The following is a 26,833-nucleotide window of genomic DNA, read 5'->3' on the forward strand; positions in this document are numbered from 1 at the left end:
GCCCCGTACAAATCGAGCGCAGCGAGATTTGTATTTACGGGGCTAAATACAACGCGGGCTCCTGAGGGCGAAGCCGAGGCTCAGGGGCACGGGTTGTATTGCGGCGGAGCGGCGTCGGGATGTACCCCGGCGACCGTGCAGACGCGGCGACAGCACGCACGACGAGGAGCGCAGCGGGAGGCTCGTTGCGCGGGATGGAGCAGGACATGAGCAACGCGACTGGCCGCACCGGCGGCAACATCCGCCACCTTCGGCACATGGGGTCGAAGGAGAAGGGGACGCCGGGAAACACGCGCGCGGATCGTCGCGATCTGCTGCGCGAGTCCATGCGCGATCTCGACCCGGCGGAGGCCGACTTCTTCGCGTCGAAGCCGGGGTCGAGCATCGTCCGCGACGACACGCATCTGAACGTCGCGATGGTCAACAACGGCGACGGCACGTTCCGTCGGCCAACGGGCATTCAGGAGGTCCTCGACTACGGCGACGCGCGCATCGGCCCCGGCCGCGACAGCGGCGTGCACAAGAGCAAGGAGGCCGCCGCCGATGAGGCGGAGGCCGACCGCGTCGGCGGCGACGGCCGCAAGTGGAACCCGAATAGCTTCGAGACCACGCTGATCGCCGCGCACCTGCCGAAGTCGATGTGCGTCGAGATCCCGAACTTCTACCCGATCATCGACGATAAGACGGGCGAGCCTGTTCTCGACGCCAACGACGAGCCGATGATGCGCTCGCGCTGGGTCGCCCGCGACCGTGACGAGGCGCTGCGCTACTTCGACGAGGTGGTGCGCTACTACGCCGAGGATGTCCTCAACGGGGGCGTCGATGCGATCCACGGGTACGACATCAACTTCGACGAGTCGACCCCGCACATCCAGATCATGGCGGACACGCTCGCGCCCGATCCGAAGCACGACGGCAAGCTCCGCTGCGAGTCCTCGCAGATGTGGGGATCGCACCGCGACGTCACCGAGCTGCGCGCCGACAAGGACGGCGTCGTGCGCGAGATGATGGAGCTGCCGCAGAACAAGATGAGCCGCTACCAGAAGGGTCTTCGCGACCGCATGGTGTCGCTCGGCTACCCCGTCGAGGCTGACTACGACCATGAGCGGCACCTCTCCGGCTCGGGCAAGGCCGAGTACGCCGCGACGATGGACGCGCGTCGGGTCGCCGACGAGATGGTCGACTACGTCGAGGAGCGGGGCGAGCAGCTCGACGCCCGAGAGGTAGATCTCGACGCCCAGGCCGCCGAGATCACCGCCGACCGCGCGCAGCTCGACCGCGACCTCGCAGACCTGCCGGGGCTGCGTCGTCGTGCCCGCGAGGAGGAGGTTGCCCGTGTGCGTGAGGAGACCGCCGAGGATCGCGCAGCAGCCGCTCGGGCGCGCCAGGAGGCCGAGCAGGCTGCCGAGGCCACCAAGGCCGCTCAGAGGGCCGCAGAGGGACGCATGGAGCAGGTCGACGACCTCGCCCGCGCGCTCGACAATGTGATCCCGAGGAGCGACACCAGGCTGCGGCCGATCCTCGACAAGGAGCTTGCTCGCCGGAAGACGCTGAAGGCGACGGTCGGAGCGGATCGCGAGCGCATCGCCGAAGAGCAGCGCGCCCCGCAGCCGCCCCGCCAGCAGACTCCCGCAGAGAGGTACGGGCTCGGATCGTGACCAGGCAGCCAGGGGCAACGGCACGCAGCACACACCCCGCGTCCACGAACGCGAGCACCTCACGGACGGACAACCCCTCGTCCTTCAGGTGCTCGCGTGAGATGGTTTCCGCTGGCACCGGGGGCAGAAGTGGCTTGACCGGTTGCCGAAGGCTATCCGTTTGATCGGGGTACCGCAGCGGTCGCACGGCTCCCCGGTTCGACCATATGAATGTAGATATCTGCTGAAGTAGCCAGCCTGCCCGTTCACGTTGACGTACTGCTCGTCGAAGCTGGTTCCGCCTTCTGAGAGCGCCTGCTCGAAGACTTCGCGGAGATGATGCAAAAGCGCAACGGCTCCACGCACCGACACCGCAGATCCGGGGGTGTCTGGGTGGATGCGCGCGCGCCAGAGCGTCTCGTCGGCGTAGATGTTTCCGACCCCGCTCACCATTCGCTGGTCGAGCAGGAGCTTCTTCGCGCCGACGCCACGCGACCTGAACTTCTCGACAAAGGCGGTGTCGTCGAAGTGGGGATCGAGCGGGTCGCGCGCAATGTGTGCTGCCTGCGCCGGAATAGAACCGATTGGCGCCGCTGGAGTCAGCGCGTCAAGTGCGAGGGAGCCAAAGAGCCGCTGGTCGGCGAAGTCGACCCTCAGTTCGCCGTGCTCGGGGTGTTCGATCCAGGTCCGGATCCGCACGTGCCGATCGTCCACCGCATCTGTCGCCCGCAGCAGCATCTGCCCGCTCATCCCGAGGTGGGCCAGAAGCGCAGTCTCGGGCTCCTCTGCCAGCTTCCCCGAGACGCTCGGCGCGGTCTCGACCGCGAGCGGGATCCACAGGAACTTCCCCCGCCGTTGAGGCGCCTGGAGCGTGCGCCCGGTGAGGCGGCGCTCGAAGTCAGCGGCGCGGCTACGCGCCGCCCCCTCAGGGAGGGTGCGGCCGTGCCCGCCAAGGCCGGGGTCCTCCCCCGCTGGCGTGTGGCGCTTGAGGGCGCGCGGATCCATCACCTCGACCGCGACAACTCGCGCACCGGTGACCGCAGGCGCGAGCCCGGCGCGCACAACTTCAACTTCGGGAAGCTCGGGCATTGCCTACCGGCCAGCGGCCTGCGCGCCGCCCTTGCTCCCGCGCCTCGCTTTGCGCCCCGCGCGTGCGGCGCGCAGCTGAGCAGCCGCGTCGCGGGCCGCCGCCAGTTCGGCAACCTTCTTACTCGTGCCCTCGCCCGTGCCGACGACATCGCCAAGTCGCACTGTCGAACTGAACACCCGAGCGTGGTCAGGGCCGGCGCCGATAGTGTCATACGTGGGGCCGGGGAGCCCGCGCGTCGACGCCTCCTTTTGGAGGGTAGTCTTCGGGTCGAGCACTTCCGTAAAGCGATCAGGGTCGTCGAGCAGCGGCTCGATGAGTCGCAGCACAAAACGTGCGGCTGTGTCAGCATCAGTCGAGAGGAACACCGCGCCGATCACGGCTTCGACGGTGTCGGCGAGGATCGAATCTTTGTCGCGACCGCCTGTTTGCTCCTCGCCCTTACCCAGGCGCAGCTCGTCGCCGAGGCGGAGCCCGCGAGCGACTTCCGCGAGTGCGAGCGTCGACACGAGCGCAGCACGGCGCTTCGCGAGCTCGCCTTCGGTGAGGTCTGGATGCTCACGGTAGAGCTTCACCGTGACAGCCTGGCCCAGAATTGAGTCGCCAAGAAACTCGAGTCGTTCGTTGTGCGGGGCCGCATCGTGCTCGTAGGCCCACGAGCGGTGGGTCAGTGCGAGTTCGAGAAGCTCCGGCTCAACCGCGACGTCGAACGCGTGAAGAAAGCCGCCTGGCACTCCCTGAGGGGTGCCCGACGGCTCTCCGTGTTCGTGTCGCGGGAGTGAGTGATCATTCCCCGTCACGGGTAAGTCTTACGCGTCAGCTACGCGGCGACCCTTGTACTCGAGGAACAGAGCGTTGCCCTGCGAGTCCTCGACCACGCGGGCGCGGTGCGGGAGGCTGTACACGGTCTTGCCGTTCTCGACAGTCTTGACGAGTGCGGGTACCGAAGCCTTCCACGCCGAACGGCGGTGACGGGTGTTCGAACGCGACATCTTGCGCTTGGGAACAGCCATGATGCTCTCTTTCCTAGTTACTCTCAGATTCGGGCACACCCGAACCTAATGATTCTACAGCCTTGAAGTCAGCCAGTGCCGCCCAACGCGGATCAATATCCACATTAGTCGCCATCACAGCCTCGGTATCGCGTGGCTCGCCGGACTCGGGATCGAGTCCCGGGCAGTCCGGGCGACACACAGGCTGGAACGGCAGTGCAAGCACTACCGCGTCTCGGAGCGGGGGTTCAAGATCCACGTGATCACCGTGAACCCCATACTCGTCGGCCTCCGTAGGAGTATACGCGAAAAGTTCCTGAAATTCGACTTCAAACGGCGCGGTGAAGTCGCGAAGGCAGCGACCGCACTCGGCGTGCATCGTCGAACGCGCCGTCGCCGACACCAGGATCCCTTCGTGCACCGACTCGAGACGCACGTCAAGCGAGAGCTTCTCGCCCTCAGGGATCCACGCGAGCGCCTCCCCAAAACGGTCGGGCACGACGATCTCAATCTCGCGCTCGCGCATCTCCCCTGGACGGTTGACGATGTCGCGGACGCTCTCCTCGTACAGCCGGGCCATTATGCTGGCCTCGTCGTCGCGAGAAAGCGCGCCACTGCCGCAGGCACGTACGGGCTGACGTCTCCCCCGAGGGAGGACACTTGGCGCACGAGCGTGCTCGACACGTGGGCGTGCGAGGGCTCAGGGAGCATGAATACGGTCTCGACATTCGCGAGGCTCCGATTCATCAACACCATCGGCGTTTCGTACGCAACGTCGAGCTGCGAACGGATGCCCTTCACAAGCACCGAGGCACCGACCTCCGTGCAGTAATCGACGAGCAGCCCGACCGACCACGATGCAACAATGACGTTGTCAGGCGTCTCTGGATCCTCGTCAAGCGACTGCTGGATCAGAGACATCCGCTCAGAGATCGGCAGCATCGCCGACTTTCCTGGATTGTGAACGACAAGTACGTGGACCTCGTCGAACACGGCAGCTGCGCGCCGGATCACGTCGAGGTGCCCGAGGGTGATCGGATCAAATGACCCGGGAACCACTGCGATTTTGCTCATACCTCTACAGTACGCGGTCGAGCCGCAAGATGCCCTAAAGCCCGTGCTGCTTTGCAAAGATTACGGCGTGAACGCGGTCACGAAGCTGAAGCTTCGACAGCACCCGCCCGACGTGCGTCTTCACCGTGGATTCAGACAGAAACAGCTCTGCTCCGATCTCCGAGTTGTTCTTGCCGTCTGAAATGAGCTTCAGAACGTCAAGCTCGCGCTCTGTCAGTTCGCTGAGTTCCGCAGCGACAGCGTCTCCCGCCCCAGGCGCGGGTGCTGCGAACAGGGCCGCTGGCGCTACGGCACCTGTGTCACGCATCCGCTCCATCATGCGTGCTGTCACTGCCGGGGCCATCGCGGCGTCACCGCTCGCGACGCGACGGATTGCATCGACGAGCTCAGTCGGGCGTGCATCCTTGAGGAGAAAACCGCTCGCACCCGCCTGAATCGCGCCGATCGCATACTCGTCAAGGTCGAAGGTCGTGAGCACGAGCACCCGTGTTGCTGGAAACTCAGCGACGATGCGCTTCGTCGCCTCGATGCCGTTCATTCCCGGCATACGTACGTCCATAAGCACGACGTCACAGCCGTTGCCCTCGCCCGACAACCGAGCGAGCTCTGCGAGCGCTTCGCCGCCATCACCAGCCTCGGCGACGACCTCCATGTCAGACTCAGACAGCAGCACGAGCCGAAACCCCGTGCGAATCAGCTCCTGGTCGTCGACAAGCATGATCCTGATGTGATGCGGATCGATCACACTCACCCTCTCTCACTCGGGTTCGTCCCCGCGCCCGCGGGGAAAAACGCACGTAACTGCCAGCCCTCGCCGAATGGCACCGGGCCCGAACTGATTGAGCCTCCGAACACGCGGACGCGCTCCGCGAGGCCCGCGAGGCCGCGGCCCGACCCGAGGCCAGTCGTCGGCCCAACTGTATTCGCGGGTCGTCCATGGTCACGCACAACAACCTCGAGGCCGTCCGCCGCGGCACGCAGCGTCACGTTGGCTTTGGCGCCAACGCCAGCGTAGCGGAGCACGTTCGTCAGGCCTTCCTGCACGATCCTGAATATTGCGAGGCCCTGCAGCCTGTCAGGCAGGGCCTCGACGTTCGTGTCGAGAGTCACGAAGAGGCCTGCGTCTTCGAAGCCTTGGACGAGTCCCGGGATGTCGTCAAGGCTCGGCTGCGGCGCCATGTCTGCGGCCTCGCTCATCTGCAGCGCGCCAAGGAGCCGCCGCATCTCTGTGAGGGCTGTGCGCCCGGTCTCAGCGCTGCGCTGCATCGCATTCGCTGCCTCGGTCGGCGCCTTCTCGACTGCGCGGGCCGCGCCCTCGGAGAGTGCGATCATGACCGACACTGAGTGGGCGACGATGTCATGGATTTCTCGGGCGATTCGAGAGCGTTCCTCTGCAACAGCGAGCTGCGCAAGCTGGTCACGCTCGCGGGCGAGCTGATGCGCCCTGTCAATAATGGCCTGGAGGTATCGCCGCCTGTTGCCAAGATTGATACCGATGAGCAGCACGGCGAGCGCCCAGATCGCGTCGAGCACGATCACACCGATCAGCCCTCGCCCCTGCGGATTCTCACCAAAAATCGTCGTCACGGTCGGGATCGACACTGCAAGGATGTTGCCGCCGACAGCGATAGCGTATGCGATCCATCCCGTCCGCACGTCGCGGTAGACAGGTACCGCGTAGAGCAGGAACCAGCCTGCGACGGCGTTCGCAATGACGAGCGGGCCGCCCTCACCGAAGAGCGCGACAATGACGATGATGAGGCCGATGAGTGGCGCACGACGACGGAGGATCAGCGCAATGGTGCCAGCTGCGAGCCGCAGCGACAGCACGAGCGTGTAGGCCGCGGTGGCGATAACGTTCTCGCCGGAGCGATCGTAGAACAGCGTGAAAATGTCGAGGAGCGCAAGCGGGATCGCCCCGATGAGATAACACACAAGGATCGCCATGTCGATCGCCCGCGGGTGCGCCGCCACCCACCGCCTGATCGCGCCAGGAGGGTTCGGCAGGAACGCCTCAGAGTTGGCTCGCGCGGCCTCACTCATCTGCGTCTCCCCCATCACACTCTTACCCTACTGGCGCGACCGGAAAACTCCCGGTGCTTCAGCCCCGCGACTACTTCGCATCGCGAGACTTCAGCACTGCCAGGCCGAGAGCCGATGGAACGGCCGCCCAGAGCGCAATCGCGAGCATCGCGACCCAGTACGTCGGGTCGGATCCCGTAGCAACGTCACCCATGCTGAGCGTGCTGCCGAGCGACATCGGCAGGTATTGGCTCACGGTGGGAACCCACTCCCAGCCCGTCATCGACAGGAACTGGAAACCGATGGGCAGCACGAAGATGAGGCCAGCGACGAGCGCGATCCCGCCAGCCGTTGAACGCAGCACCGCGGCGAAGCCGAAGCCAAGGAGCGCAACGGAGGCGAGATAGACGATGGCGCCGAGCGTTCCCGTCAGCACGGTGCCTGAGAAGACCTCGCCAGCTGCCGCCGGCAGGAAGGCGATACCGATCGCGAGACCCACGAGCACAAGGACGAGGGCGGTGACTGCGGCAATCGCGGCGAGCACGATGGCTTTTCCGAAGTACATGGGCGTCCGCCGGGGCACGGCCGCGAGACTCGACAGGATCATTCCGCTCGAATACTCGCTCGAGATGACGAATACCCCGAGCACGCCGAAAATGAGCGCGAGAAACGGCGAGGCAAACGTCGAGACAGTCAGCAGGTAGCTTTGGAGCGCGTCGACGGGCAACGCCGATACGTCGAGGCCCTCGTAGCTAAAGGAACTCTTCATCGCCCACGCGCTGAGCAGGCTGAGCCCAGCGCTCGCGAGCAGCGTGATGAGCAGGGTTGTGCGGATCGAGCGGAGCGAGCTCAGCTTGATCCGTTCAGATTTGAGCACGCCGCCGAAGCTGAGCTTGGGAGCACTGCCTGAGCCGGCGAAGGTCTGCCGCGTGGTAGGTGGAGTGTATGTTGAGGAAGTCATGAGTGGGTCCAGTTCGTCGAGAGTCGGTGGGGTCGCGTTCCGGGGCTCAGCCGGCAGCGTACTCGAGTTCGTCGCGAGTGAGCTGGAGGTAGGCGTCCTCGAGGCTGCCGGTCACCGGCGTGAGCTCGTGCAGCACGATGCTGTTCGACGCGGCAATCGTACCGATCTCGGCCGCGGTGAGGCCCGCCGCAGAAAACCCCTCGCCCTCGCCGCGGTCCAACGGCTGTAGGTCGATGTTGGGGCGCCCAGTCATCACGAGCGACGCAAGCTCGGCAGCCTGCGGGCTGCGGACCGTGACGCGAGCCGTGCCGTTGCCGACGAAGTCAGAGATCGGAGCGTCGGCGACAACGCGGCCGCGCCCGAGCACGATCACGTGGTCGGCCGTCTGCGCCATCTCACTCATCAAGTGGCTTGAGAGCAGCACCGTGCGGCCCTCGCTCGCCAGGTGGCGCAGCAGGTTTCGCACCCAGAGCACACCGTCAGGATCAAGGCCATTCACTGGCTCATCAAGGATCAGCACTTTGGGGTCTCCCAGGAGTGCGGCCGCGATCCCGAGACGCTGGCCCATTCCGAGCGAGAAGCCGCCGACCCGCTTGTTCGCGACTGACTCGAGCCCCGTGAGTTCGATGACTTCGTTCACTCGCTTGTCGGAGATGCTGTGCGTCGCTGCGAGAGCCCGCAGGTGACTCCGTGCGCTGCGGCCAGGGTGGACACCCTTCGCGTCGAGCAGGACGCCGATCTCGGCGAGCGGTGCGCGCAGCTCTGAGTAGCGCTCACCGTTCACAGTGACAGTACCGGCGCTTGGCTTGTCGAGACCGACCATGAGCCGCATGCTCGTCGACTTGCCTGCACCGTTCGGCCCCAGGAAGCCTGTCACCTGGCCAGGCTGGATCGTGAAGCTGACATTGTCGACAGCCTTCTTCGCACCGTAGTGCTTGGTGAGCCCGCGAGCCTCGATCATGATGTCTCCTATTCGAGAGAGGTTGAGCGTATAGCTTCAGCCTAGGAAAGGAGCCATTGGGCCGTATCCCACTTGAGTATCGGGGCCGTAGTACCCAGGTACCGTTTGCGTGTGCTTCCGGACTACTCAGGAAGTCGCATGGGCCGCAGTCGCGCGACGTGCGGCCTGCGCGTGCGCACGCATGCGCTTACGACTTCGCGAGGTTCTCGAGATGTTCTTCTTCGCGGGCGATCATCGCCGCGAGGCCCGGGTGTGTGATGAGTTCTGGATCGACGTCGAGCAGCGCGCCCGCAAGCTCCCGGGCGTGCGCGATGAGCTCCCCGTCGTGCGTGACGCGAAGCAGCTTCAACGTTGACTTGCCGCCCGACTGGGCAGTCCCGAGGATGTCCCCCTCGCGCCGCAGTTCGAGGTCAATCTCGGCGAGCGCGAACCCGTCGCTCGTCGCCGCAACTGCCTCAATGCGCTCGCGGGCTGTAGTGCCTTGCTCCGCGACACTCATGAGGAGGCAGAGCCCAGCATGGGCACCACGGCCGACGCGCCCGCGGAGCTGGTGCAACTGCGAGACACCGAAGCGATCGGCGTCGCGCACAATCATGATCGAAGCGTTCGGCACGTTCACACCGACCTCGATCACTGTTGTCGCGACGAGCACATCAATCGCACCAGCGGCGAACTCACTCATCACGCGGTCCTTCTCGGGGCCCGGCATGTCGCCGCTCAACGCCTCAACTCTGAGCGCGCTGAAATTCTCCATTGCCCGAATCTCCGCGACCGAGTCAATGACGTTCGCGAGCGGCCGCTTGGGCGGTTGGGCGCCAGGCCCTGCGACGCCGCCGCCCGTGGCCTCGTCGTCGGGCTCCCCTGCGAACTCGCCCTCTTCAAGATTCGGGGTCTTTCCACCTGAGATGGCCGGGCACACGACGTAGACCTGCCTGCCAGCGCGAATATCTTCTGCTGCGCGCTCCCACACGCGCGCGGCCCGGCGCGGCATCTCAAGTTCGGGGACGACGAACGTCTCGATCCCTTGCCTCCCTGGCGGCAACTCTCGAATCGTGAGTGTTTCAAGGTCGCCAAACGCGGTCAACGCGACAGTTCGCGGTATCGGGGTCGCGGTCATCGCGAGGACGTGCGGCTGGGCCCCCTTCTGCCGGAGCGCCTCGCGCTGTTCCACCCCGAAGCGGTGTTGTTCGTCAATCACAGTGAGGCCAAGGTCGTAAAACGTCACCCCCTCGCTCATGAGTGCGTGGGTACCGACAGCAACGAGCGCATTGCCCGAGGCGAGCGACAGCAGCGCGCGGCGCCGCTCGGCAGCGGGCATGCGCCCGGTAATGAGAACAGGATTCAGCGAGGCCGCGAGGTCAGGGCCGAGCGCCTCAACAACCGACCGGAAGTGTTGCGCCGCGAGCACCTCGGTCGGCGCGAGAAGGGCGCTCTGTCCGCCAGACTCGGCGACCTGCAGCATCGCCCGGAGCGCGACAAGCGTCTTACCGGAGCCAACCTCGCCCTGCAGCAGCCTGTGCATCGGGTGCGAGAGTGAGAGCTCGTCGGCAATGACAGCGCCAACCGCGACCTGGTCGCCGGTCAGCTCGAACTGCAGCGCTGAGTCGAAGCGCTCGAGCAACGCGCCGGGCGGCCGGGGTGTGCTCGCCTCGGCAGCATGCTGGCGGCGGCGATACAGCAGCGCCAACTGCAGGTCGAATGCCTCACGGAATTTCAGGCTGCGCTGCGCGGCCCGCCAGTCGCTGTCGTTGCGGGGCCTGTGCGCGCCTTCAAACGCGGCGCGAAGCGACAGGAGCCCCTCAGCACGAAGCATCTCGGTCGGCAATGGGTCTGGCACGTCGGCAAGAGCATCGAGCACCATCTCGACAGAGCGTTGGATCGTCCAGCTCGGCATCTGCGTCGTTGCCGGGTAGATCGGCACGGGCGTCTCAGCCCAGGCCTTCGCCGCGGCCTCCTCAAGCTGCGCACCCCCAGGAACCTCTGCGTCAGCATCAAAAAACTCGTAGTCGGGGTGTTGCAGCTGGTAGGCCCCTCGATACTCAGAGACCTTGCCCGCGAAAATGCCCTGACGGCCGGCACGAAGCTCGTTCGCCCGAAACGGCTGGTTGAAGAAGGTCAGCGTCAGCGTGCCGACGCCATCTGTGATCCGTGCCTCGACGATCTGGCCTGGGCGCCGCTGCATGCGCCGCACCCGCACATCAAGCACCTGCGCCACCACGGTGACCTGCTCACCCACCGGAAGGCCAACGAGCGGCGTCAGTTCACCACGCTTCGAGTACCGGCGCGGCAGGTGCTCGAGCAGGTCTTGCGCCGTGCGCATGCCGAACGCTTTCTCGAGAGCTTTCGCGCTCTTGCCACCGATGATCCCGCTCAGCGGAGACTCGAGGGTTACATGCGCCATACGCTAAGGCTAGCGTGGGGCCCCGACATTTTGCCTCGTGTGGCCACAGGAGTGGACAAGAAGGTGAACCGATTCTGGCCTCCCCCACGATCCCAACGGGTAGTGTGGAATTGTGACCGAATCAGTTGAACGCCGGATCCCGTTGGCAACAGTACCCAATCTGCGGACGCTCGGCGGGCTTCCCGTTGCAGGTGGCTCAGTCGCAGACGGCCTGATCTTTCGATCTGCGACGCTCGGTGCCGTTTCTGAGCCGGATGGGGAGGCGCTCGTCGGTCTCGGCATTCGGCGCGTCGTCGACTTCCGAACCGATGGCGAACGACGCAGCGCCCCAGACAAGCTTCCGCCCGGCGTCACAGGCGTGCACCTCGACGTGCTCGGCGACCACGCGCGAGACCTGTCGGCGAGCCTCGCCCACCTTGGCATGCCGGGGGCTGAAGGACGCGAAGTGAGCGCAGAACAGCTCGCCGCGATCAAGCAGCAGATGGCAGAGATGCTCGGCGACGGCAAGGGCGTGAAGATCCTCCAAGACTCGAACAGGCTGATCGTGTCGAGCCCCTCGGCGATCGCGGCGTTTAGGGAGTTTTACGAGGCCCTCACGGCGCCCGAGGTCTACGTCCCGACACTGTTTCATTGCACGACCGGTAAAGATCGCACCGGGTGGGCCGCCGCGTCTTTCCTGTTGCTCGTTGGCGCAGACGAGGAGACGGCAGTTGCTGATTATCTGCAAACGAACGTCGACATCCTTCCAATGATTGAGCCGATGCTTGAACGTGCCGAACGCAATGGCGTCGATTCATCGCTCATCAAGCCGGTGCTGACCGTGCACGAGAGCATGTTGCAGGCGGCCCTCGATGAAGTGCGCGAGCGCTTCGGTTCGATCGAGGGGTACTTCACCATGGGGCTCGGCTTGAGCGATGCGCAGCTCGAGACGCTCCACGATCGTTTCGTGACGGCTGGCTGAGTCGTGACACGTATCATCGCGGGCCGGGCAGGCTCGTTGCGGTTGGAGGTGCCGAAAGCGGGCACTCGCCCAACGAGCGACCGCGTTCGAGAGGCAATCTTCTCAGCACTCGAATCATGGGGCGTCGTCGCCGGGGCGAGGGTCGTCGACCTCTACGCGGGCTCAGGGGCTCTGGGGCTTGAAGCCGCGAGTCGTGGCGCTGCCTCGATCACCCTCGTCGAAAAGCACCCGCAGGCCGCGCAGGTGGCGAATCGCAACGCACAGACTGTCTTGCAGGCGTGGCAGCGCGGGGCAGCAAAGGCTGCAGGGACTGCAGGAACCGGTTCATCTGCTGGATTCGGGGCTCAGCCACCGACAATCGAGGTGGAGCGTCAGTCTGTTCAGGCGTTTCTCGACCGTGAGCTCGCACGCGGCATGAGCGCACGCTGGGACGTTGCGTTGATCGACCCGCCATACGACCTCGATGAGGAGTCGCTGACCGCGAACCTCACCGCCCTCCTGCCGCTACTCGCCCCTGAGGCTGTCGTCCTCGTCGAGCGGAGCAGCCGCTCCCCCGAGCCAACGCTACCCACAGGGCTCGAGCCGATCCGCAACCGCGCCTATGGTGAGACTGTGCTCTGGTGGTCTGAACCCGCCTAGCCTTGAACGCTTCGCCTGGCGTTGACTCACGCCTGCAGCGCCAACGCTGCGTGCAACGACTGGCACCGGCCAGCGATATCTCATGAGATCTGCACTCTGAATGCTAGGTGCTGTGCTGTCGGGGATATCTAGTGAAGATTCCAGTAGCCAACGCCGATAACAGGCTCGACAAGCCGACAACAGGCTCGACCAGCCGACATCAGGCTCAGCCAGCCGACAACAGGCTCAGCCAGCCGACAACAGGCTCAGCCAGCCGACAACAGCCTCAGCCAGCGACAACACGCTCGGCAAGCGGGGCAGCAGTACCGCCAGCCCCGCCATACGCAGACGGGGCCCGAGTCACTGACCCGAGCCCCGCAGCGTTTACCGCGTGTTAGCGCGGGATGAGGGTGTACTTCGTCGAGAGGAACTCGTGGATCCCCTCAAAACCGCCCTCGCGGCCGATGCCCGACTGCTTGAGGCCGCCGAAGGGAGCCGCAGCGTTTGATACGAGCCCGGTGTTCAGGCCCATCATGCCTGTCTCGAGCTTCTCGATCATACGGTGGCCACGTGCGACGTTCTCGGTGAACACGTAGCTCACGAGGCCGTACTCGGTGTTGTTTGCAAGCTCGACAGCCTCTTCCTCTGTCGAGAAGCGGATGATGCCGAGGACGGGTCCGAAGATTTCCTCGCGCATGATCGCCGACTGCGGGCTGAGCTTGTCGATGACTGTCGGCTGGAAGAAGTTGCCGGGTCCGTCGATAGCTTCGCCACCGGTGACGATTGTCGCGCCGGTCTCGACTGCGTCTGCGACGAGGCGAGCAGTGTTTGCAACTGCCTTCTCCTCGACGAGCGCGCCGATGTCGTTGCCTTCGTCCGCGCCGCGGCCGATTGTCATCGCGCTGACCTTCTCGCCAACGCGGCGGGCGAACTCGTCCGCGACCGATTCGTGCACGATGATGCGGTTCGCAGCGGTGCATGCCTGACCGATGTTGCGGAACTTGGCGAGCAGCACGCCTTCAACAGCCTTATCGAGGTCTGCGTCCTCGAATACGACGAACGGAGCGTTGCCGCCCAGCTCCATCGACGTCCGGAGCACGTTCTGGGCAGCAGCCTGCAGCAGCGTCACGCCGACCGGGGTAGAACCGGTGAACGAGAGCTTGCGGAGGCGAGTGTCGGAGAGCAGGGCGCTCGACTGAGCGCTCGACTTCGACGTCTGCACGACGTTCACGACGCCAGCTGGCAGGCCGGCATCCTCGAGCAGCTGCGCGAAGAACATCGTCGTGAGCGGTGTGAGGGCCGCCGGCTTGATGACGACGGTGCAACCAGCAGCGAGCGCCGGAGCGATCTTGCGGGTTGCCATGGCGAGCGGGAAGTTCCAGGGCGTGATGAAGTAGCACGGCCCGACGGGGATGTGTGAGACAACCATGTTGCCGGTTCCCTCGGGGTTCGGACGGTAGTCGCCGCGCACGCGCACAGCCTCCTCCGAGAACCAGCGGAGGAACTCGCCGCCGTAGTTCACCTCACCGCGAGCCTCAGCGATGGGCTTGCCCATCTCCATCGACATGAGCAGCGCGAACTCTTCCTTGCGCTCCATGAGCAGGTCGAACGCGCGGCGCAGGATGTTCGAGCGCTCGCGCGTCGAGGTTGCTGCCCACTCGTCCTGCACTGCGACTGCGGAGTCGAGTGCGCGCACGGCATCCTCGACCGTTGCGTCGGCGATCGTCTTAATGACGGCGCCAGTCGCGGGGTCCACAACATCAAACGTTGCGCCGGAGGTCGAGTCCTCCCACTTTCCACCGATCGCGAGCCCTGAAGGGACGCGGTCGAGGAGTTCTTGTTCGTTGGGCTTGAGAGCCATAACGGTTTCCTTTCAGCCTAATGGTGCTGCGAGAGCGTGGGTGCAGCGAGAACTAGTTTGCTGCCAGCGCGTCGGCGACGATCTGGAGGGCCTCACGGAGCAGCTCGTCGGAGATCGAGAGCGGCGGGAGGAAGCGGACAACGTTGCCGTAAGTTCCGCAGGTGAGGAGGATAACACCCTCATTCGCAGCGTGCTTTGCGATTGCGCCTGTCAGCGCAGCTGCGGGGGTCTTCGAGCCTGACTCGACGAACTCCACAGCCATCATCGCGCCGCGGCCACGGATGTCTCCGATGCGGTCGTCGCTCTTCTGGAGCTCCGCGAAGAACTCCGAGATGATTGCGCCGATCTCGCCTGCGCGGGCCGCGAGGTTTTCCTTCTCGTAGGTGTCGATCGTTGCGAGTGCTGCTGCACATGCGATCGGGCTGCCTGCGTAGGTGCCGCCGAGTCCGCCTGCGTGGGCCGAGTCCATGATGTCGGCGCGGCCTGTCACTGCCGACAGCGGGAGGCCGCCAGCGATGCCCTTCGCAGTAGTGACGAGATCAGGGACAACACCCTCGTGGTCTGCCGCGAAGAGGTTGCCGGTGCGGGCGAAGCCTGTCTGCACCTCGTCGAGGATGAAGACGACCTTGTTCGCGGTTGCCCAGGCCTGGAGCGCCGGGAGGAAGCCCTCGGCGGGAGCAATGAAGCCGCCCTCGCCCTGGATGGGCTCGATGATCATCGCGGCGAGGTTGTCAGCGCCGACCTGCTTCTCAATCTGAGTGATGGCAACCTGTGCAGCCTCTGCGCCGGTGAGGCCGTCGCGGTACGGGTACGAGGTCGGTACGCGGTAGACCTCTGGGGCGAACGGGCCGAAGCCGTCCTTGTAGGGCATGTTCTTTGCGGTCATGCCCATGGTGAGGTTCGTGCGGCCGTGGTAGGCGTGATCGAACACGACGACGCCGTTCTTCTTGGTGAAGTGACGCGCGATCTTGATTGCGTTCTCGACTGCTTCGGCGCCCGAGTTGAAGAGCGCTGAGCGCTTCTCGTGGTCGCCCGGGGTGAGCTCGTTGAGCTTCTCGGCGACGGCGATGTAGCCCTCGTACGGCGTGACAGTGAAGCAAGTGTGGGTGAACTGGTTTACCTGGTTGGTGACAGCTTCAACGACTGCGGGTGCCGAGTTGCCGACGCCTGTGACGGCGATACCTGAGCCCAGGTCGATGAGCGAGTTGCCGTCAACGTCGACCATGACGCCGCCGCCTGCGGCAACGATGGAGACGGGGAGCGCGACGCCAACACCGGCCGCGACGGCTGCGTTCTTGCGTGCGAGGATCTCCTGCGACTTCGGGCCGGGGATGCTGGTGACGAGCTTACGCTCCTGCGGAAGTGAAGGGCCGCCGGTGAGAGTCATGGATGTCTCCTTACGTTGTGTGGGGTGAGCGCCGCGGCGGTTCTGCACCACAGCGCCGGACACATCCAAGGATATGGCTGCACCCCCACAGCCCGAGGTGCCATAATGGCGATTGATGATGCAATTATTCGCCGAACCGGCAATCCACTCGTGGATCGACCTCGAGACACTGTTGCGCGATTACGAACTTGGCCTCGTCGTCGTCGCTGGCGGCGATGACACGACTGGGTCTCGCTCGGTCCAATGGGTCCACTCAACTGATCTCACCGACCCCACGCCATTCCTCACTCCCCGCACAGTGCTGTTGACGACTGGCGCCCAATTTAAGGGGACGCTTGGCATCCGGGCCGCAGAAGCGTATGTCTCACGCCTCGTCGCGGCGGGCACGACGGCGCTCGGCGTCGGGGTTGGCATTCGGTGGGACAGGATCCCGCCGACGCTCGTCGAGGCGTGCGAGCACTTGGGCCTCCCCCTCATTCGGGTGCCCTACGATACCCCGTTCATCGCGATCACACGAGCCGCCGCCCGCCTCATCGACGCAGCCGTGCACGCCCAGAACCTCGACAGGCTAAGCCAGGGGCACGGCCGGGGCAAGGGGGCACGGACTTCGAGCATCGCTCGCTCGGAGTCGGCGCTCGCAACTGCGACGCTGCGGCTACTCATGGCTGGTCGTAGAGATCTCGCCGATGAGGTTGCGGGGCCCCTTTTTCCGCGACTTCCCCGAGGCCAGGTTTCTGTCGTTGCACTTCCCGGCGTTCAGCCTGGCCTCGACCTCAGCGAGCTCGGCGACGGCACCGCGGCGGGTGTCGTCGACGGCAGGCTGCTCATCGTGTGTGAACCGTCCCAGATCCCCTCGGTCAAACGACTCGCCAGGGGCGTCCCTGGTGGGCTGTCTGAGCGCGGTTCGCTCGACGACCTGCTCGAACTTGTCGCGCAGGCAGACAGAGCGCTCGAGCACGCGATCGCCCAGGATCGGTCGGCGGAGCCGAGCGGCCGGGCAACACACACTGCCCCGGGCACCTCACAGGGCCGCCCCACAGCTGGCCCGGCAGCGGGCACGTTAGCAAGCGCTGCAGCGAGCTCCTCAGCGAGCACCCCGACAAGTACGGCAAACAGGATCGTCGAGTACCGTCCCGCCATGCATGCAGGGCTGCTGCAGCTCATCGGCGAGAGTCAAGACGCGCGGCGCCGGGCGTCGGGCTTCCTCTCCCCCGTCAGATCACACGACCGGAAGCACGGCGATGAGATCGAGCGGAGCCTAGAGGCATGGCTGCGCCACAACGGACAGCTGTCCCCGGCGGCCGGTGAGCTGGCAATCCACAGGCACACTTTGCGTGCACGGATCCGGACCGCGGCGAGCCTGCTGCAGCGCGACATCGATTCGCCCGACACACGCTCTGAATTGTGGACTGCGCTTCGTATTGCCGCCAACGCGCCGGGAGCGCAGCGGCCATAGCTTACTCAGCGTCGAACGTTGCCTCGACCTGCACGTTGACTGAGATCTGCCCGACAGTCACCTCGGGCGGCGCCGCCGCGGCCATCGCGAATCTGGCGTCACCGAGCGGCGAGGCACCGCCGCCTGAGCGGCCGTCTCGCAGCGTGAGGAGCGTGAGTGTCGGCGCGCCGATCGCCGCTGAGAAGTCCTCGGCCGCTGTTCGCGCGTCTTGCACCGCCGCGCTTCGCAAATTTCGGGTCCACTCGTCACGCAGGGCCGAGCTGAGCTCCCACTGCACTCGAACGTCTGCGCCGCTCTCGGTGAGCTCGGCTGCAACCTCTCCGACGCGATCGAGCGCACTCAAGACGATCTGCACGCTCGCGTGCGCCTGGTGCTCGACGACGTTGTTGCCGTGCTCGTCGCGCCACGAGTTCGAATAGGTCGAGACGGGGTCGGCAACGTACTGAATTGCGGAGCCCGCTGACACGAGCTCTTTGGCTCGTTCGACGAGCTTTGCATGCGCGGCGTTGGCGCCCTGGAGTGCGATCTCGCGGGACGCGTCGCGGCTTGAGACTGACGCGAAGATGTCGGCCTGATCGGCCGGAACGCGTGCCTCCGCGGCACCCATCACCGTAATGTTCGTCATCTCAGATCCTCCTCAACTGGCGCACTGTGCGTCGGGGCAGCCCACCGAGCTAGCTGCTCAGCGTCGTGAGCTTATTGTATGGATCCCACCCACCTGGCGCATAGGGTTCGCCGTTCACGCTCAGCGAACCCTGCGAGGGCTCACCGCGCGAGTCTCCAACCTCCGCGACCACGCCAATCGGTAAGAACCCCGCGGGCAACGCGACACCGGGTGGGAACGTCGCGAGCAGGCCGTGATCCTCACCGCCCTCAAGCATTGCGCGCAACGGCACGGTGACGCCCTGCTGCACACCGTACGCGGCGCTCAGTGACTCACCGCTGAGCCTCACCTCAACCTGCGAGGCGCGCGCCAGCCGCGCCGCGTCGAGCGCCAGACCGTCTGAAACGTCCATCATTGCCGTCGCGCCTGACTCGCTCGCGACACGCCCGGTCAGGATCGGCGCTCGCGGCGCGAACTGCGCGCGCAGCTCGGCGCTGTGCGCCTCCCGCAGCTCAGCGAGCCCCTCAGAGTGCGCAACACCCGAGCCGTCTGCGCATCTGTCGAAGAGCAACGCGAGGCCCAAGCCTGCGAGGCCGAGCGCCCCCGAGTACGCGACGGTGTCGCCGGGCCGCGCGTCCGAGCGCAGCACAGGCTCGCGCCCCTCAAGGTCCCCGAGCGCAGTCACCGCAGCGGTGAGCACAGGCGCTTGGCCGAGATCCCCACCTACAACTCCGCACCCCGGCGCGAGCTCGGCGCAGGCGGCGCTCAGCCCACGTGCGATCTCCGCGAGCAGCGAGACAGGCGTCGACTTCGGGCACGCGAGCGCAACGGTGAGTCCGGTCGGGGTCGCGCCCATCGCCGCGACGTCAGAGAGGTTGGTTGCGGCGAGCTTCCAGCCAAGATCGAATCCCGTGTGCCAGGCCAGGCGAAAATCTGGGCCCTCGATCATCGTGTCAGTTGTGACGACGATGTCACCCGAGGCTCTGAGCACCGCGCAGTCGTCGCCAGGACCAACCGATGCCGCCGCCGCCGGCTCGAGCCCGTCAAGAATTCGCGCGAGCACGCCCGCTTCTCCAAGATCTCCAACTGTCTGCACACCACAACGGTACCGCGCGCCGCCACGAGGCGCGCCCCACTCAGCCCGTTCCCCGACTCCCGCTTCCACCACCGGATATGGTTACAGTGTGAAAGCTCGCACCGTTCATACAACAGCCCTCGTCCTAGCCGCAGGAGCCGTTGCGACGGTACTCACTGGCTGTTCGGGAGACGTGCCGATGGTGCCCGCTGACGATGCGAACAACCCGGCGTGCGCCGACGTGATCGTGAGGCTCCCCGCAACTGTCGACGGCCTCGAGCGGCGCTACACGAACGCGCAATCAACGGGCGCTTGGGGTGACCCCGCGAGTGTGTTGCTTTACTGCGGCATTGAGCCAAGCGGCCCGACGACAGACAGCTGCGTCTCGGTGAACGGCGTGGATTGGATCATCGACGACTCACGCGCACCGATGTTCAGGTTCGAGGCTTACGGCCGCAGCCCGGGCCTCGAGGTCGTGGTGAACTTCGACAACGACGTATCGGGAACGAACGTCATCACCGAGCTGAGCGCCTCAGTGAAGAAGCTCCCCCAAGAACGCAAGTGCACGGCGATTGCCGACACGATCGACGATTCACAGTTTGGCGACGCGCCGCAGACGGACGCACCTGTTGACGATAAGTTGCCTGACGCCAGGTCGCCCGAGGCCGAGGCACCAGAGGCCGAGTCACCCTAGGCTGAGGCACCCGAGGCCGCGACACAAGACGCCGAATAACCCCCGCCTGATTCGCGGGGGCCGCGCCGATCCTGCGGCTAGTAGGCCGGGCGCTTTTCGAGCGCGAGCTCAATCAGTTCGGTGATGAGCTCCGAATAGCTCAGGCCCGAGGCCTCCCACAGCATCGGATACATCGACGCGGGCGTAAAGCCAGGAAGCGTGTTGAGCTCGTTGAGCACAGGCCCGTCTTCTGTGAGGAAGAAGTCGATGCGTGAGAGCGTGCGCGCCTGCGTTCCCTCGAACGCCCGAACCGCTGCGTCTCGAATCGCCTCGAACTCAGCGTCGGTGACCTTCGCGGGCAGCACAAGCTGCACGCCTGACGCACCCAGGTACTTCGCCTCAAAGTCGTAGAAGTCGCGCCCGGTCACGACGATCTCCCCGATCACGCTACTCGTGCGAGTCGGCTGCCCCTCGCGCCCCTCAAGCACGGCAATCTCGACCTCACGGCCGGTGATTCCGGATTCGATGAGTACGGTGCGATCCTCAGCAAACGCGATCTCAAGCGCGGCAGGAATCTCGCTCGCCTCGGTGACTCGGCTCACGCCAACCGACGACCCGGCGCGTGCGGGCTTCACGAACAGCGGGTAGGTGAGCCCCTCGTCGATCGTGCGAAGAAGTTCGGGGTTGCGGTCGAGGTCGCCCCGGGTGACCGTGCGCCACGGCGCGACAGGGATCCCCATGCTCTGCAGCACGACCTTCACAAGGTGCTTGTCCATGCACAGCGACGAGCCAAGCACGCCCGAACCGACGTAGGGCATGTCGATGAGGTCAAGCATCCCTTGGATGGTGCCGTCCTCTCCGTACGGGCCGTGCAGCATCGGCATCACAGCATCGATGTGCCCGAGCGAGCTCAGCGAGCCGTCACTCGATACGAGGGTGAGTGCGCGGGTGTCGACTGACGCGGGCCAGATCACTCGGGTGCCGTTGTCTCGCACCTCAGGAAGGGTGGGAGCGTCGAGGCGGTAGTCGGCGAGATCGTCTTCGCGCATGAGCACCATCGCACCGCGCTTGGTGATCCCGACGAGCGTCACGTCGAAGCGCTCGCGGTCGATCGCTTTGAGGATTCCTGCGGCGGTGACGCAGCTGATCCCGTGCTCGCTCGAACGCCCGCCGAAGACGAGAGCGACGCGGCGCTTCGCTCCTGCCTGAGTGACGTTTCCCTGTTCGTCGTGCGGTTCGGTCTGGACTACGCTCACTGTGTGCGCTCCTTCCGGCGCCCGAACAGGCGCCGCCAACTGGGCTTCGAGTCGCGCTTCAGCACGAGCTCTCGCCGCGGAATTCCATCTTCGGTTGCGAGATGGGGCCCGAGGTTTTTCGGTTCCATCTCACCGTCGAGCACCATCGACACCTGCTGCACAATCGGCATGACGATCCCGCGTGACTTCGCGAGCTCGAGCACTGGCGCGACCGAGGTGATTCCCTCGGCGACCTGCTGCATCTGCTCTCGGGTCTCCTCTTGCGAGTAGCCCTGTCCGATGAGCCTGCCTGCGGTGTTGTTTCGAGACAGGGGCGACTGACAGGTCGCGATGAGATCGCCGAGCCCTGCGAGCCCAGACAGGGTGATCGGGTCGCCGCCCTGCGACACAGCGAACTCGGTCATCTCCGCGAGCCCACGCGTAATAATCGAGGCCTTCGTGTTCTCGCCGTAGCCCACACCGTCGACGATACCGATCGCCAGAGCGATGAGGTTCTTCAGCACGCCACCGAGCTCAGTGCCGACAACGTCGTGATTCACGTAGGTGCGGAAGTATGGCGCGGAGCACGCCTGCGCGACTTCCTCGGCCACTGCGATCGACGCGCACGATGCGACCGCACCCGTCGGCTGTTCCTTCGCGATCTCGAGCGCGATGTTCGGCCCGGAGACTACGGCGATCCGATCTGGTTCGAGATCCAACGTGTCGTGGATGACCTCGCTCATTCGCATCGTCGTGCTGCGCTCGACGCCCTTCACGAGGCTGACGAGCACGCTCGTCGGGGCGAGGAACGGCTCGATGTCTTGCAGGTTTTGTCGCAGCGACTGGCTCGGAACCGCGAGGAATACGAGACGTGCCCCCCGCAGTGCATCTGCGAGGTTCGCCGTCGCTTTGAGGTTCTTCGGCAGGTTGATACCTGGCAGGTACTGGCTATTGCGCTTTGCGACTTGGATCTCGTCTGAGACCTCGCTGCGCCGTGCCCAGATCGTCACGTCCGAGCCTGCGTCACACAGCACCTTCGCGAAGGTCGTGCCCCAGCTCCCGGCGCCGATAACTGCGACCTTCGTGCCGCGATGTGCTCTCGTTGCTGCCGCGTTCAAAAACGCCCCGTCTCGTTCTGCTGGTGCTTTGCGGGATCCCAACGCTCTTCGGGCGCTTTTTCCTCGCGCAGGCCCTCAAGGAGCGCCGTGATCTCGTTCATGAGCTTCTTCGTCGCCTCGTTGATGAGCTTCTGGTCGATGTGCCGGCCCTCGAACTCGCTCATGTCGATCGGCTCGCCAATGGCAACCTCGATAGTCTTGCGCGGGAACGGCCGGATTGATTTTCCGTAGCGCGGCATCAGTTCTTGCGTGCCCCAGTGCGCAGCTGGAATGAGCGGAATTCCGCTCTCGAGCGCGAGCCGCACTGCCCCACTCTTGCCGCGCATCGGCCACAGATCAGGATCGCGGGTGAGCGTTCCCTCCGGGTACACGATGACGCCACCCTGGTTCTCAATAAGCTTGCTTGCCGAGCTCATCGGGTTGTCGAGGCCTGTCGATCGCGTCGCGCCCGCGCGCTCCACAGGAATTTGGCCGCTCTTGCGCATCATCCAGCCGAGAACGGGTACCTTAAACAGGCTCTCCTTCGCCATGAAGTGCGGCACGCGCCCAAGGTGCCAAATAGCCGCCCCCATCGCGATGGGATCGATCTCACTGAAGTGGTTCGGCGCGAGGATGAACGGGCCAGTCTTCGGAAGCTTCGATTGTGGCGTAAATCGGTAACGAACCATGAGCGACCACACAGGTAGGATGAGTCCCGCCAACAGCCAAAACATCGAGGGCCTGCGCTTCTCGGCCCCGGGCTGGCTGCGCAGCTTCACCGTTTTCGTCATGGTTCAATTATCCCCGAATCCCGCGCGCGCATCTGCATAAGCGCCAGTGCGGCGCGGGACTCACGAATTTTCGTACGCTTACGCCTCAAAGACGAAGTCAGCTCCGAGCAGGCGGAGCTTCTCGATGAAATTCTCGTACCCACGAGCAATGATGCCGATATTCGAGACCTTCGACTCTCCCTCAGCGATCATTGCGGCGATGAGGTGGCTGAAGCCACCGCGCAGGTCTGGCACGACGACGTCTGCGGCTGTCAGGTGTGTCGGGCCCGTGATGACCGCGGCCTGCTCGAACTCGCGACGCTTCACGCGGCGACCGACGTCACTGAGACCGTTCGGGTGCACGACGATGTTCGCGCCCATCGTGTTCAGAGCGTCGGTGAATCCGAACCGGTTCTCGTACACAGTCTCGTGGATCGTCGAGGTACCGGTCGCCTGTGTGAGCGCGACGACGAGTGGCTGCTGCCAGTCCGTCATGAATCCGGGGTGCACGTCGGTCTCGATTGTGACGGGTTTCAGGTCGCCACCCGGGTGCCAGAAACGGATCCCGTCGTCGTGCACGTCAAAATCGCCGCCGACCTTCCGGTAGGCGTTCAGGAAGGTCATCATCTCTTCCTGTCGCACTCCGCCAACGAAGATGTCGCCCTTGGTTGCGAGCGCGGCTGCCGCCCAGCTCGCGGCTTCGTTGCGATCGAAGATGGCCTTGTGATCGTAGCCACGAAGCTCGTCGACACCTTCGATGAGAATCACCCTGTTGGGCTCCATCGAAATGATCGCGCCCATCTTCTGCAGGATGCAGATGAGGTCAATGATCTCTGGCTCGATGGCTGCGTTGCGCAGCTCGGTCTGACCATCGGCGAGCACCGCCGTCAGCAGCACCTGCTCAGTCGCACCGACCGAGGGGTAGGGCAGCTCGATGTTCGCGCCCTTGAGGCCGTTCGGCGCGGTCAGGCTGATGCCGCTCGGGAGCTTCTCAACGACGGCGCCGAATTCGCGCAGCGCGTCGAGGTGAAAGTCGATCGGGCGATCGCCGATGCGGCAGCCGCCGAGATCGGGGATGAACGCCTCGCCAAGGCGGTGCAGCAGCGGCCCGCAGAACAGGATCGGGATACGCGACGAGCCCGCGTGCGCGTCGATGTCGGCTTTGTGAGCGACCTCCACGTTCGACGGGTCGAAGTGCCACTCGTCGGCGGCTTCACCCTTGGTGATGAGCACGCCGTGCAGCGCGAGCAGGCCCGCGACAACGCGAACGTCCGAGATATTGGGAACGTTGCGCAGCACGCTCGGCGTCTTGCCGAGGAGTGTCGCCACCATTGCCTTCGTCGCGAGGTTCTTCGCACCGCGGACCTCGATGCGCCCCTTCAGCGGCGTGCCGCCCTTGATGATGATCTCATCAGAGGTGAGGCCGACCTTCGCGCCCTGGTTTGCGGCGTCGTGTTGGAGAGCCTTGGATGCGGCCTCTTCCTCGTTCGGCTTCGTCAGACCCTCCGGGATCTCCGGTGCGTCCGTCTGCTCTGCGTTGCTCAACGTGGGTGCCTCCTAGGCGTTCGTGGCGGGCAGCGTCGTGGGCATCCAGCCCGGGCGACGCGCCTCAAACTCAGTAATCGCGGACTCGTTGCGAAGTGTCAGGGAGATGTCGTCAAGACCCTCCATGAGCCGCCACCGAGTGTAGTCGTCAATGTCGAATGAGACTGTCAGCTCCCCCGCAGTCACGGTGCGGTCGTCGAGGTTGACCGACACCTTGGTTGCGGGATCCGCCTCGATGATTGCCCACAGCTTCTCGACGTCTGTTTCGGCAACCTGGGCTGCGAGAAGCCCCTGCTTACCCGAGTTGCCGCGGAAGATATCGGCGAAGCGCGCCGAGATCACTACCTTGAATCCGTAATCGCGCAGCGCCCAAACGGCGTGCTCGCGGGACGAGCCAGTACCAAAGTCGGGGCCTGCGATCAGGATCTCGGCGCCCTTGTACACGGGCTGGTTGAGCACGAACTCGGAATCCTGACGCCAGTGGTAAAAGAGCGCGTCGTCAAAGCCTGTCTTCGTGACGCGCTTCAGAAACACCGCCGGGATGATCTGGTCGGTGTCGACGTTCGAGCGGCGCAGCGGGACTGCTGTCGCGTTCAACGTTGTGAACTTTTCCATGATTACGCCTCCACCTTCTCGTTCGCGCTGACTCCGGGCGCATCAGCCTGCAGGTCCCACGGGCTCGACAGCGTGCCGCGGATAGCTGTCGCCGCCGCAACGAGCGGCGAGACGAGGTGGGTCCGACCGCCCTTACCCTGGCGGCCCTCGAAGTTGCGGTTCGAGGTCGACGCGCAGCGCTCCCCCGGTTCAAGCTGGTCAGGGTTCATACCGAGACACATGGAGCAGCCTGCAAAGCGCCACTCGCCGCCAAACTCCTCGACGATCTTGTCGATTCCTTCGGCTTCAGCTTCGAGCCGTACGCGCGCCGAACCAGGCACGACCATCAACCTGACGCCCTCGGCCTTCTGCTTGCCCTTGATGATGCTCGCGAACTCGCGAAGGTCGTCGAGTCGGGCGTTCGTGCAGGAACCCATGAAGACCGCGTCAACCTTGATCTCCTTCATCGGGGTCCCGGCCTCGAGATCCATGTACTCGAGCGCACGCTCGGCGGCGGCGCGCTCGTTGGCGTCTGCGATATCTGCAGGGTTTGGTACAGTCTCGCTCAGGTGCACGCCCTGGCCGGGGTTGGTCCCCCAGGTCACGAACGGCTCCAGTGCGCCTGCGTCAATTGTGACTTCGGCGTCAAACACCGCGCCCTCGTCCGTCGGCAGGGTCTTCCAGTACTCAACGGCCGCGTCCCAGTCTGCGCCCGTCGGTGCGGCTTCGCGGCCCTTCACGTACTCGAAGGTCTTCTCGTCGGGCGCGATCATCCCCGCGCGGGCGCCGGCCTCGATCGACATGTTACAAATGGTCATGCGGCCGTCCATCGACAGGTTCCGGATCGCCGATCCCCGGTACTCGAGCACGTACCCCTGGCCACCGCCGGTACCGATCTTCGCAATCACCGCGAGAATGATGTCTTTCGCCGTAACGCCGGGCCGGAGCTCACCCTCGACGTTGATCGCCATGGTCTTGAACGGCTTCAGCGACAGCGTCTGCGTCGCCATGACGTGCTCGACCTCGCTCGTGCCGATCCCAAATGCGAGGGCACCAAACGCGCCGTGCGTAGAGGTGTGGCTGTCGCCGCACACTACCGTGATTCCTGGCATAGTCAGTCCGAGCTGCGGGCCGACGACGTGGACGATGCCCTGCTCCTTGTCACCGAGCGGGTGCGAACGCACACCGAACTCCTCGACGTTCTTGCGGAGCGTATCGATCTGCACGCGACTCGTCGGATCCTCGATCTGCCGGGTGATGTTCAGCGTCGGGGTGTTGTGATCCTCAGTCGCGATCATCAGGTCGACGCGACGCAACGGACGATTAGCGACGCGCAGGCCGTCAAACGCTTGCGGGCTCGTGACCTCGTGGATGAGGTGCAGGTCGATGTAGATGAGGTCGGGGTCCCCGGCCTCCCCCTTGACGACGACATGGTCGTCCCAGAGCTTTTCTGCAAGCGTACGGGGCTTCGAATCAGTCATTGCTTCTCTTCATTCTCTTGCTTTGCAACGCGCAAACAACGGTGGCGCGCGCTAGTGAATCGGCCGTGCAAGAACCCCGCGACGGGCGGCCGTTGGCTAGATCCCGTCGCGGCCACGAAGAAGAAGGTGCCGCTGACGCATGATGAAGAGTCTAACACTCGGCCGATGCAATCAATTCCCGCTGTCACATTCAGGTTTGTCGCCAGCGGCGATCACCGCATCTTATTCGTGTGACTGCATCACGAAGTGACCACACCACGAAGTGACCGCATCACGGAGTGACCGCACCACGAAGTGACCGCACCACGAAATGAAGCGAGAACTGCGAGGCCACCCGAGCC

Annotated in this window: 25 protein-coding genes; 5 read left to right on the forward strand and 20 right to left on the reverse strand. The window is 64.9% G+C overall.

The window, feature by feature from the left end; genetic code table 11:
- Nucleotides 1-206 precede the first annotated feature (206 nt).
- Nucleotides 207-1,658: a hypothetical protein gene (locus tag KI794_RS09030; RefSeq protein ID WP_255807846.1), complete on the forward strand. Its 1,452-nt coding sequence runs from the start codon at nt 207-209 to the stop codon at nt 1,656-1,658.
- Nucleotides 1,659-1,742: 84 nt separating this feature from the next.
- Here KI794_RS09030 and mutM read toward each other — a convergent pair whose 3' ends face one another.
- The 10 genes from mutM to KI794_RS09080 all read right to left on the reverse strand — a co-directional run bounded on the left by mutM (nt 1,743) and on the right by KI794_RS09080 (nt 11,135).
- Nucleotides 1,743-2,726, reverse strand: coding sequence for a bifunctional DNA-formamidopyrimidine glycosylase/DNA-(apurinic or apyrimidinic site) lyase (gene mutM, locus KI794_RS09035; protein WP_255807848.1), 984 nt, complete (start codon nt 2,724-2,726; stop codon nt 1,743-1,745).
- A gap of 3 nt (nt 2,727-2,729) precedes the next feature.
- Nucleotides 2,730-3,458: a ribonuclease III gene (gene rnc, locus KI794_RS09040; RefSeq protein WP_255809755.1), complete on the reverse strand. Its 729-nt coding sequence runs from the start codon at nt 3,456-3,458 to the stop codon at nt 2,730-2,732.
- A 75-nt stretch (nt 3,459-3,533) separates the two neighbouring features.
- Complete coding sequence (rpmF, locus tag KI794_RS09045) at nt 3,534-3,737, reverse strand: 50S ribosomal protein L32 (RefSeq protein WP_119283991.1); 204 nt, start codon at nt 3,735-3,737, stop codon at nt 3,534-3,536.
- Nucleotides 3,738-3,750: 13 nt separating this feature from the next.
- Nucleotides 3,751-4,296 (reverse strand): YceD family protein, encoded by a 546-nt coding sequence (locus tag KI794_RS09050; protein WP_255807849.1) that lies wholly within the window; start codon nt 4,294-4,296, stop codon nt 3,751-3,753.
- The gene (coaD, locus tag KI794_RS09055) at nt 4,296-4,790 is read right to left on the reverse strand and encodes a pantetheine-phosphate adenylyltransferase (protein ID WP_119283993.1); all 495 of its coding nucleotides are present in this window, start codon (nt 4,788-4,790) and stop codon (nt 4,296-4,298) included. Before coaD ends, KI794_RS09050 begins: the two co-directional genes overlap by 1 nt.
- 34 nt (nt 4,791-4,824) lie before the next feature.
- Nucleotides 4,825-5,508 carry a response regulator transcription factor gene (locus tag KI794_RS09060; RefSeq protein ID WP_119284306.1) on the reverse strand — a complete coding sequence of 228 codons (684 nt, stop codon included), beginning with the start codon at nt 5,506-5,508 and terminating at the stop codon, nt 4,825-4,827.
- A gap of 29 nt (nt 5,509-5,537) precedes the next feature.
- Nucleotides 5,538-6,848 (reverse strand): sensor histidine kinase, encoded by a 1,311-nt coding sequence (locus KI794_RS09065; RefSeq protein WP_255809756.1) that lies wholly within the window; start codon nt 6,846-6,848, stop codon nt 5,538-5,540.
- A gap of 55 nt (nt 6,849-6,903) precedes the next feature.
- Nucleotides 6,904-7,773 (reverse strand): ABC transporter permease subunit, encoded by an 870-nt coding sequence (locus KI794_RS09070; RefSeq protein ID WP_255807851.1) that lies wholly within the window; start codon nt 7,771-7,773, stop codon nt 6,904-6,906.
- Nucleotides 7,774-7,819: 46 nt separating this feature from the next.
- Nucleotides 7,820-8,734 carry an ABC transporter ATP-binding protein gene (locus tag KI794_RS09075; protein ID WP_255807852.1) on the reverse strand — a complete coding sequence of 305 codons (915 nt, stop codon included), beginning with the start codon at nt 8,732-8,734 and terminating at the stop codon, nt 7,820-7,822.
- Nucleotides 8,735-8,921: 187 nt separating this feature from the next.
- A complete protein-coding gene (locus tag KI794_RS09080) occupies nt 8,922-11,135 on the reverse strand; it encodes an ATP-dependent DNA helicase RecG (RefSeq protein ID WP_119283997.1) in 2,214 nt (737 codons plus the stop codon).
- Between the two features lie 112 nt (nt 11,136-11,247).
- Here KI794_RS09080 and KI794_RS09085 point away from each other — a divergent pair, with 112 nt between their 5' ends.
- Nucleotides 11,248-12,096 carry a tyrosine-protein phosphatase gene (locus KI794_RS09085; protein WP_255807853.1) on the forward strand — a complete coding sequence of 283 codons (849 nt, stop codon included), beginning with the start codon at nt 11,248-11,250 and terminating at the stop codon, nt 12,094-12,096.
- A 3-nt stretch (nt 12,097-12,099) separates the two neighbouring features.
- On the forward strand, nt 12,100-12,735 hold the full coding sequence (locus KI794_RS09090) for an RsmD family RNA methyltransferase (protein ID WP_119283999.1): 636 nt from the start codon (nt 12,100-12,102) through the stop codon (nt 12,733-12,735).
- Between the two features lie 373 nt (nt 12,736-13,108).
- On the opposite strand, the gene KI794_RS09095 is transcribed toward KI794_RS09090, so the two are convergent.
- A complete protein-coding gene (locus KI794_RS09095) occupies nt 13,109-14,575 on the reverse strand; it encodes an NAD-dependent succinate-semialdehyde dehydrogenase (protein ID WP_119284000.1) in 1,467 nt (488 codons plus the stop codon).
- Nucleotides 14,576-14,627: 52 nt separating this feature from the next.
- Nucleotides 14,628-15,962 carry a 4-aminobutyrate--2-oxoglutarate transaminase gene (gene gabT, locus KI794_RS09100; RefSeq protein WP_119284001.1) on the reverse strand — a complete coding sequence of 445 codons (1,335 nt, stop codon included), beginning with the start codon at nt 15,960-15,962 and terminating at the stop codon, nt 14,628-14,630.
- Between the two features lie 115 nt (nt 15,963-16,077).
- On the opposite strand from gabT, the gene KI794_RS09105 reads away from it, so the two are divergent.
- Entirely contained in the window at nt 16,078-17,418 is a 1,341-nt protein-coding gene (locus KI794_RS09105) for a PucR family transcriptional regulator (RefSeq protein WP_255807855.1), read from the forward strand.
- A 1-nt stretch (nt 17,419) separates the two neighbouring features.
- On the opposite strand, the gene KI794_RS09110 is transcribed toward KI794_RS09105, so the two are convergent.
- Both KI794_RS09110 and thiL read right to left on the reverse strand, forming a co-directional pair.
- Nucleotides 17,420-18,043: an SIMPL domain-containing protein gene (locus tag KI794_RS09110; protein ID WP_119284003.1), complete on the reverse strand. Its 624-nt coding sequence runs from the start codon at nt 18,041-18,043 to the stop codon at nt 17,420-17,422.
- Between the two features lie 49 nt (nt 18,044-18,092).
- Nucleotides 18,093-19,118 (reverse strand): thiamine-phosphate kinase, encoded by a 1,026-nt coding sequence (gene thiL, locus KI794_RS09115; RefSeq protein WP_255807856.1) that lies wholly within the window; start codon nt 19,116-19,118, stop codon nt 18,093-18,095.
- An 88-nt stretch (nt 19,119-19,206) separates the two neighbouring features.
- On the opposite strand from thiL, the gene KI794_RS09120 reads away from it, so the two are divergent.
- Nucleotides 19,207-19,791, forward strand: a complete 585-nt coding sequence (locus KI794_RS09120; protein WP_255807857.1) for a DUF3515 family protein — start codon at nt 19,207-19,209, stop codon at nt 19,789-19,791.
- 77 nt (nt 19,792-19,868) lie between these two features.
- Here KI794_RS09120 and KI794_RS09125 read toward each other — a convergent pair whose 3' ends face one another.
- The 6 genes from KI794_RS09125 to leuC all read right to left on the reverse strand — a co-directional run bounded on the left by KI794_RS09125 (nt 19,869) and on the right by leuC (nt 26,492).
- Nucleotides 19,869-21,026: a D-alanine--D-alanine ligase family protein gene (locus tag KI794_RS09125; protein ID WP_255807858.1), complete on the reverse strand. Its 1,158-nt coding sequence runs from the start codon at nt 21,024-21,026 to the stop codon at nt 19,869-19,871.
- Nucleotides 21,023-22,123: an NAD(P)H-dependent glycerol-3-phosphate dehydrogenase gene (locus KI794_RS09130; protein ID WP_119284007.1), complete on the reverse strand. Its 1,101-nt coding sequence runs from the start codon at nt 22,121-22,123 to the stop codon at nt 21,023-21,025. Before KI794_RS09130 ends, KI794_RS09125 begins: the two co-directional genes overlap by 4 nt.
- Nucleotides 22,120-22,893, reverse strand: coding sequence for a lysophospholipid acyltransferase family protein (locus KI794_RS09135; protein WP_255807859.1), 774 nt, complete (start codon nt 22,891-22,893; stop codon nt 22,120-22,122). Before KI794_RS09135 ends, KI794_RS09130 begins: the two co-directional genes overlap by 4 nt.
- Nucleotides 22,894-22,971: 78 nt before the next feature.
- Nucleotides 22,972-24,279 (reverse strand): UDP-N-acetylglucosamine 1-carboxyvinyltransferase, encoded by a 1,308-nt coding sequence (gene murA / locus KI794_RS09140; RefSeq protein WP_255809757.1) that lies wholly within the window; start codon nt 24,277-24,279, stop codon nt 22,972-22,974.
- 150 nt (nt 24,280-24,429) lie between these two features.
- Nucleotides 24,430-25,032: a 3-isopropylmalate dehydratase small subunit gene (leuD, locus tag KI794_RS09145; protein WP_255807860.1), complete on the reverse strand. Its 603-nt coding sequence runs from the start codon at nt 25,030-25,032 to the stop codon at nt 24,430-24,432.
- 2 nt (nt 25,033-25,034) lie between these two features.
- A complete protein-coding gene (gene leuC / locus KI794_RS09150) occupies nt 25,035-26,492 on the reverse strand; it encodes a 3-isopropylmalate dehydratase large subunit (RefSeq protein ID WP_255807861.1) in 1,458 nt (485 codons plus the stop codon).
- Between the last annotated feature and the right edge of the window lie 341 nt (nt 26,493-26,833).

The sequence above is a fragment of the Leucobacter aridicollis genome (assembly GCF_024399335.1).
Taxonomy (GTDB): Bacteria; Actinomycetota; Actinomycetes; order Actinomycetales; family Microbacteriaceae; genus Leucobacter; species Leucobacter aridicollis_A.

Excerpts from the sequence above, each read along its gene's own strand:
- KI794_RS09030 (WP_255807846.1), top strand. The coding sequence starts at position 207 with ATGAGCAACGCGACTGGCCGCACCGGCGGCAACATCCGCCACCTTCGG.
- mutM (WP_255807848.1), bottom strand. The coding sequence starts at position 2,726 with ATGCCCGAGCTTCCCGAAGTTGAAGTTGTGCGCGCCGGGCTCGCGCCT.
- rpmF (WP_119283991.1), bottom strand. The coding sequence starts at position 3,737 with ATGGCTGTTCCCAAGCGCAAGATGTCGCGTTCGAACACCCGTCACCGC.
- KI794_RS09050 (WP_255807849.1), bottom strand. The coding sequence starts at position 4,296 with ATGGCCCGGCTGTACGAGGAGAGCGTCCGCGACATCGTCAACCGTCCA.
- coaD (WP_119283993.1), bottom strand. The coding sequence starts at position 4,790 with ATGAGCAAAATCGCAGTGGTTCCCGGGTCATTTGATCCGATCACCCTC.
- KI794_RS09060 (WP_119284306.1), bottom strand. The coding sequence starts at position 5,508 with ATGCTTGTCGACGACCAGGAGCTGATTCGCACGGGGTTTCGGCTCGTG.
- KI794_RS09065 (WP_255809756.1), bottom strand. The coding sequence starts at position 6,848 with ATGGGGGAGACGCAGATGAGTGAGGCCGCGCGAGCCAACTCTGAGGCG.
- KI794_RS09070 (WP_255807851.1), bottom strand. The coding sequence starts at position 7,773 with ATGACTTCCTCAACATACACTCCACCTACCACGCGGCAGACCTTCGCC.
- KI794_RS09075 (WP_255807852.1), bottom strand. The coding sequence starts at position 8,734 with ATGATCGAGGCTCGCGGGCTCACCAAGCACTACGGTGCGAAGAAGGCT.
- KI794_RS09080 (WP_119283997.1), bottom strand. The coding sequence starts at position 11,135 with ATGGCGCATGTAACCCTCGAGTCTCCGCTGAGCGGGATCATCGGTGGC.
- KI794_RS09095 (WP_119284000.1), bottom strand. The coding sequence starts at position 14,575 with ATGGCTCTCAAGCCCAACGAACAAGAACTCCTCGACCGCGTCCCTTCA.
- gabT (WP_119284001.1), bottom strand. The coding sequence starts at position 15,962 with ATGACTCTCACCGGCGGCCCTTCACTTCCGCAGGAGCGTAAGCTCGTC.
- KI794_RS09105 (WP_255807855.1), top strand. The coding sequence starts at position 16,078 with ATGATGCAATTATTCGCCGAACCGGCAATCCACTCGTGGATCGACCTC.
- KI794_RS09110 (WP_119284003.1), bottom strand. The coding sequence starts at position 18,043 with ATGACGAACATTACGGTGATGGGTGCCGCGGAGGCACGCGTTCCGGCC.
- KI794_RS09135 (WP_255807859.1), bottom strand. The coding sequence starts at position 22,893 with ATGACGAAAACGGTGAAGCTGCGCAGCCAGCCCGGGGCCGAGAAGCGC.
- leuD (WP_255807860.1), bottom strand. The coding sequence starts at position 25,032 with ATGGAAAAGTTCACAACGTTGAACGCGACAGCAGTCCCGCTGCGCCGC.
- leuC (WP_255807861.1), bottom strand. The coding sequence starts at position 26,492 with ATGACTGATTCGAAGCCCCGTACGCTTGCAGAAAAGCTCTGGGACGAC.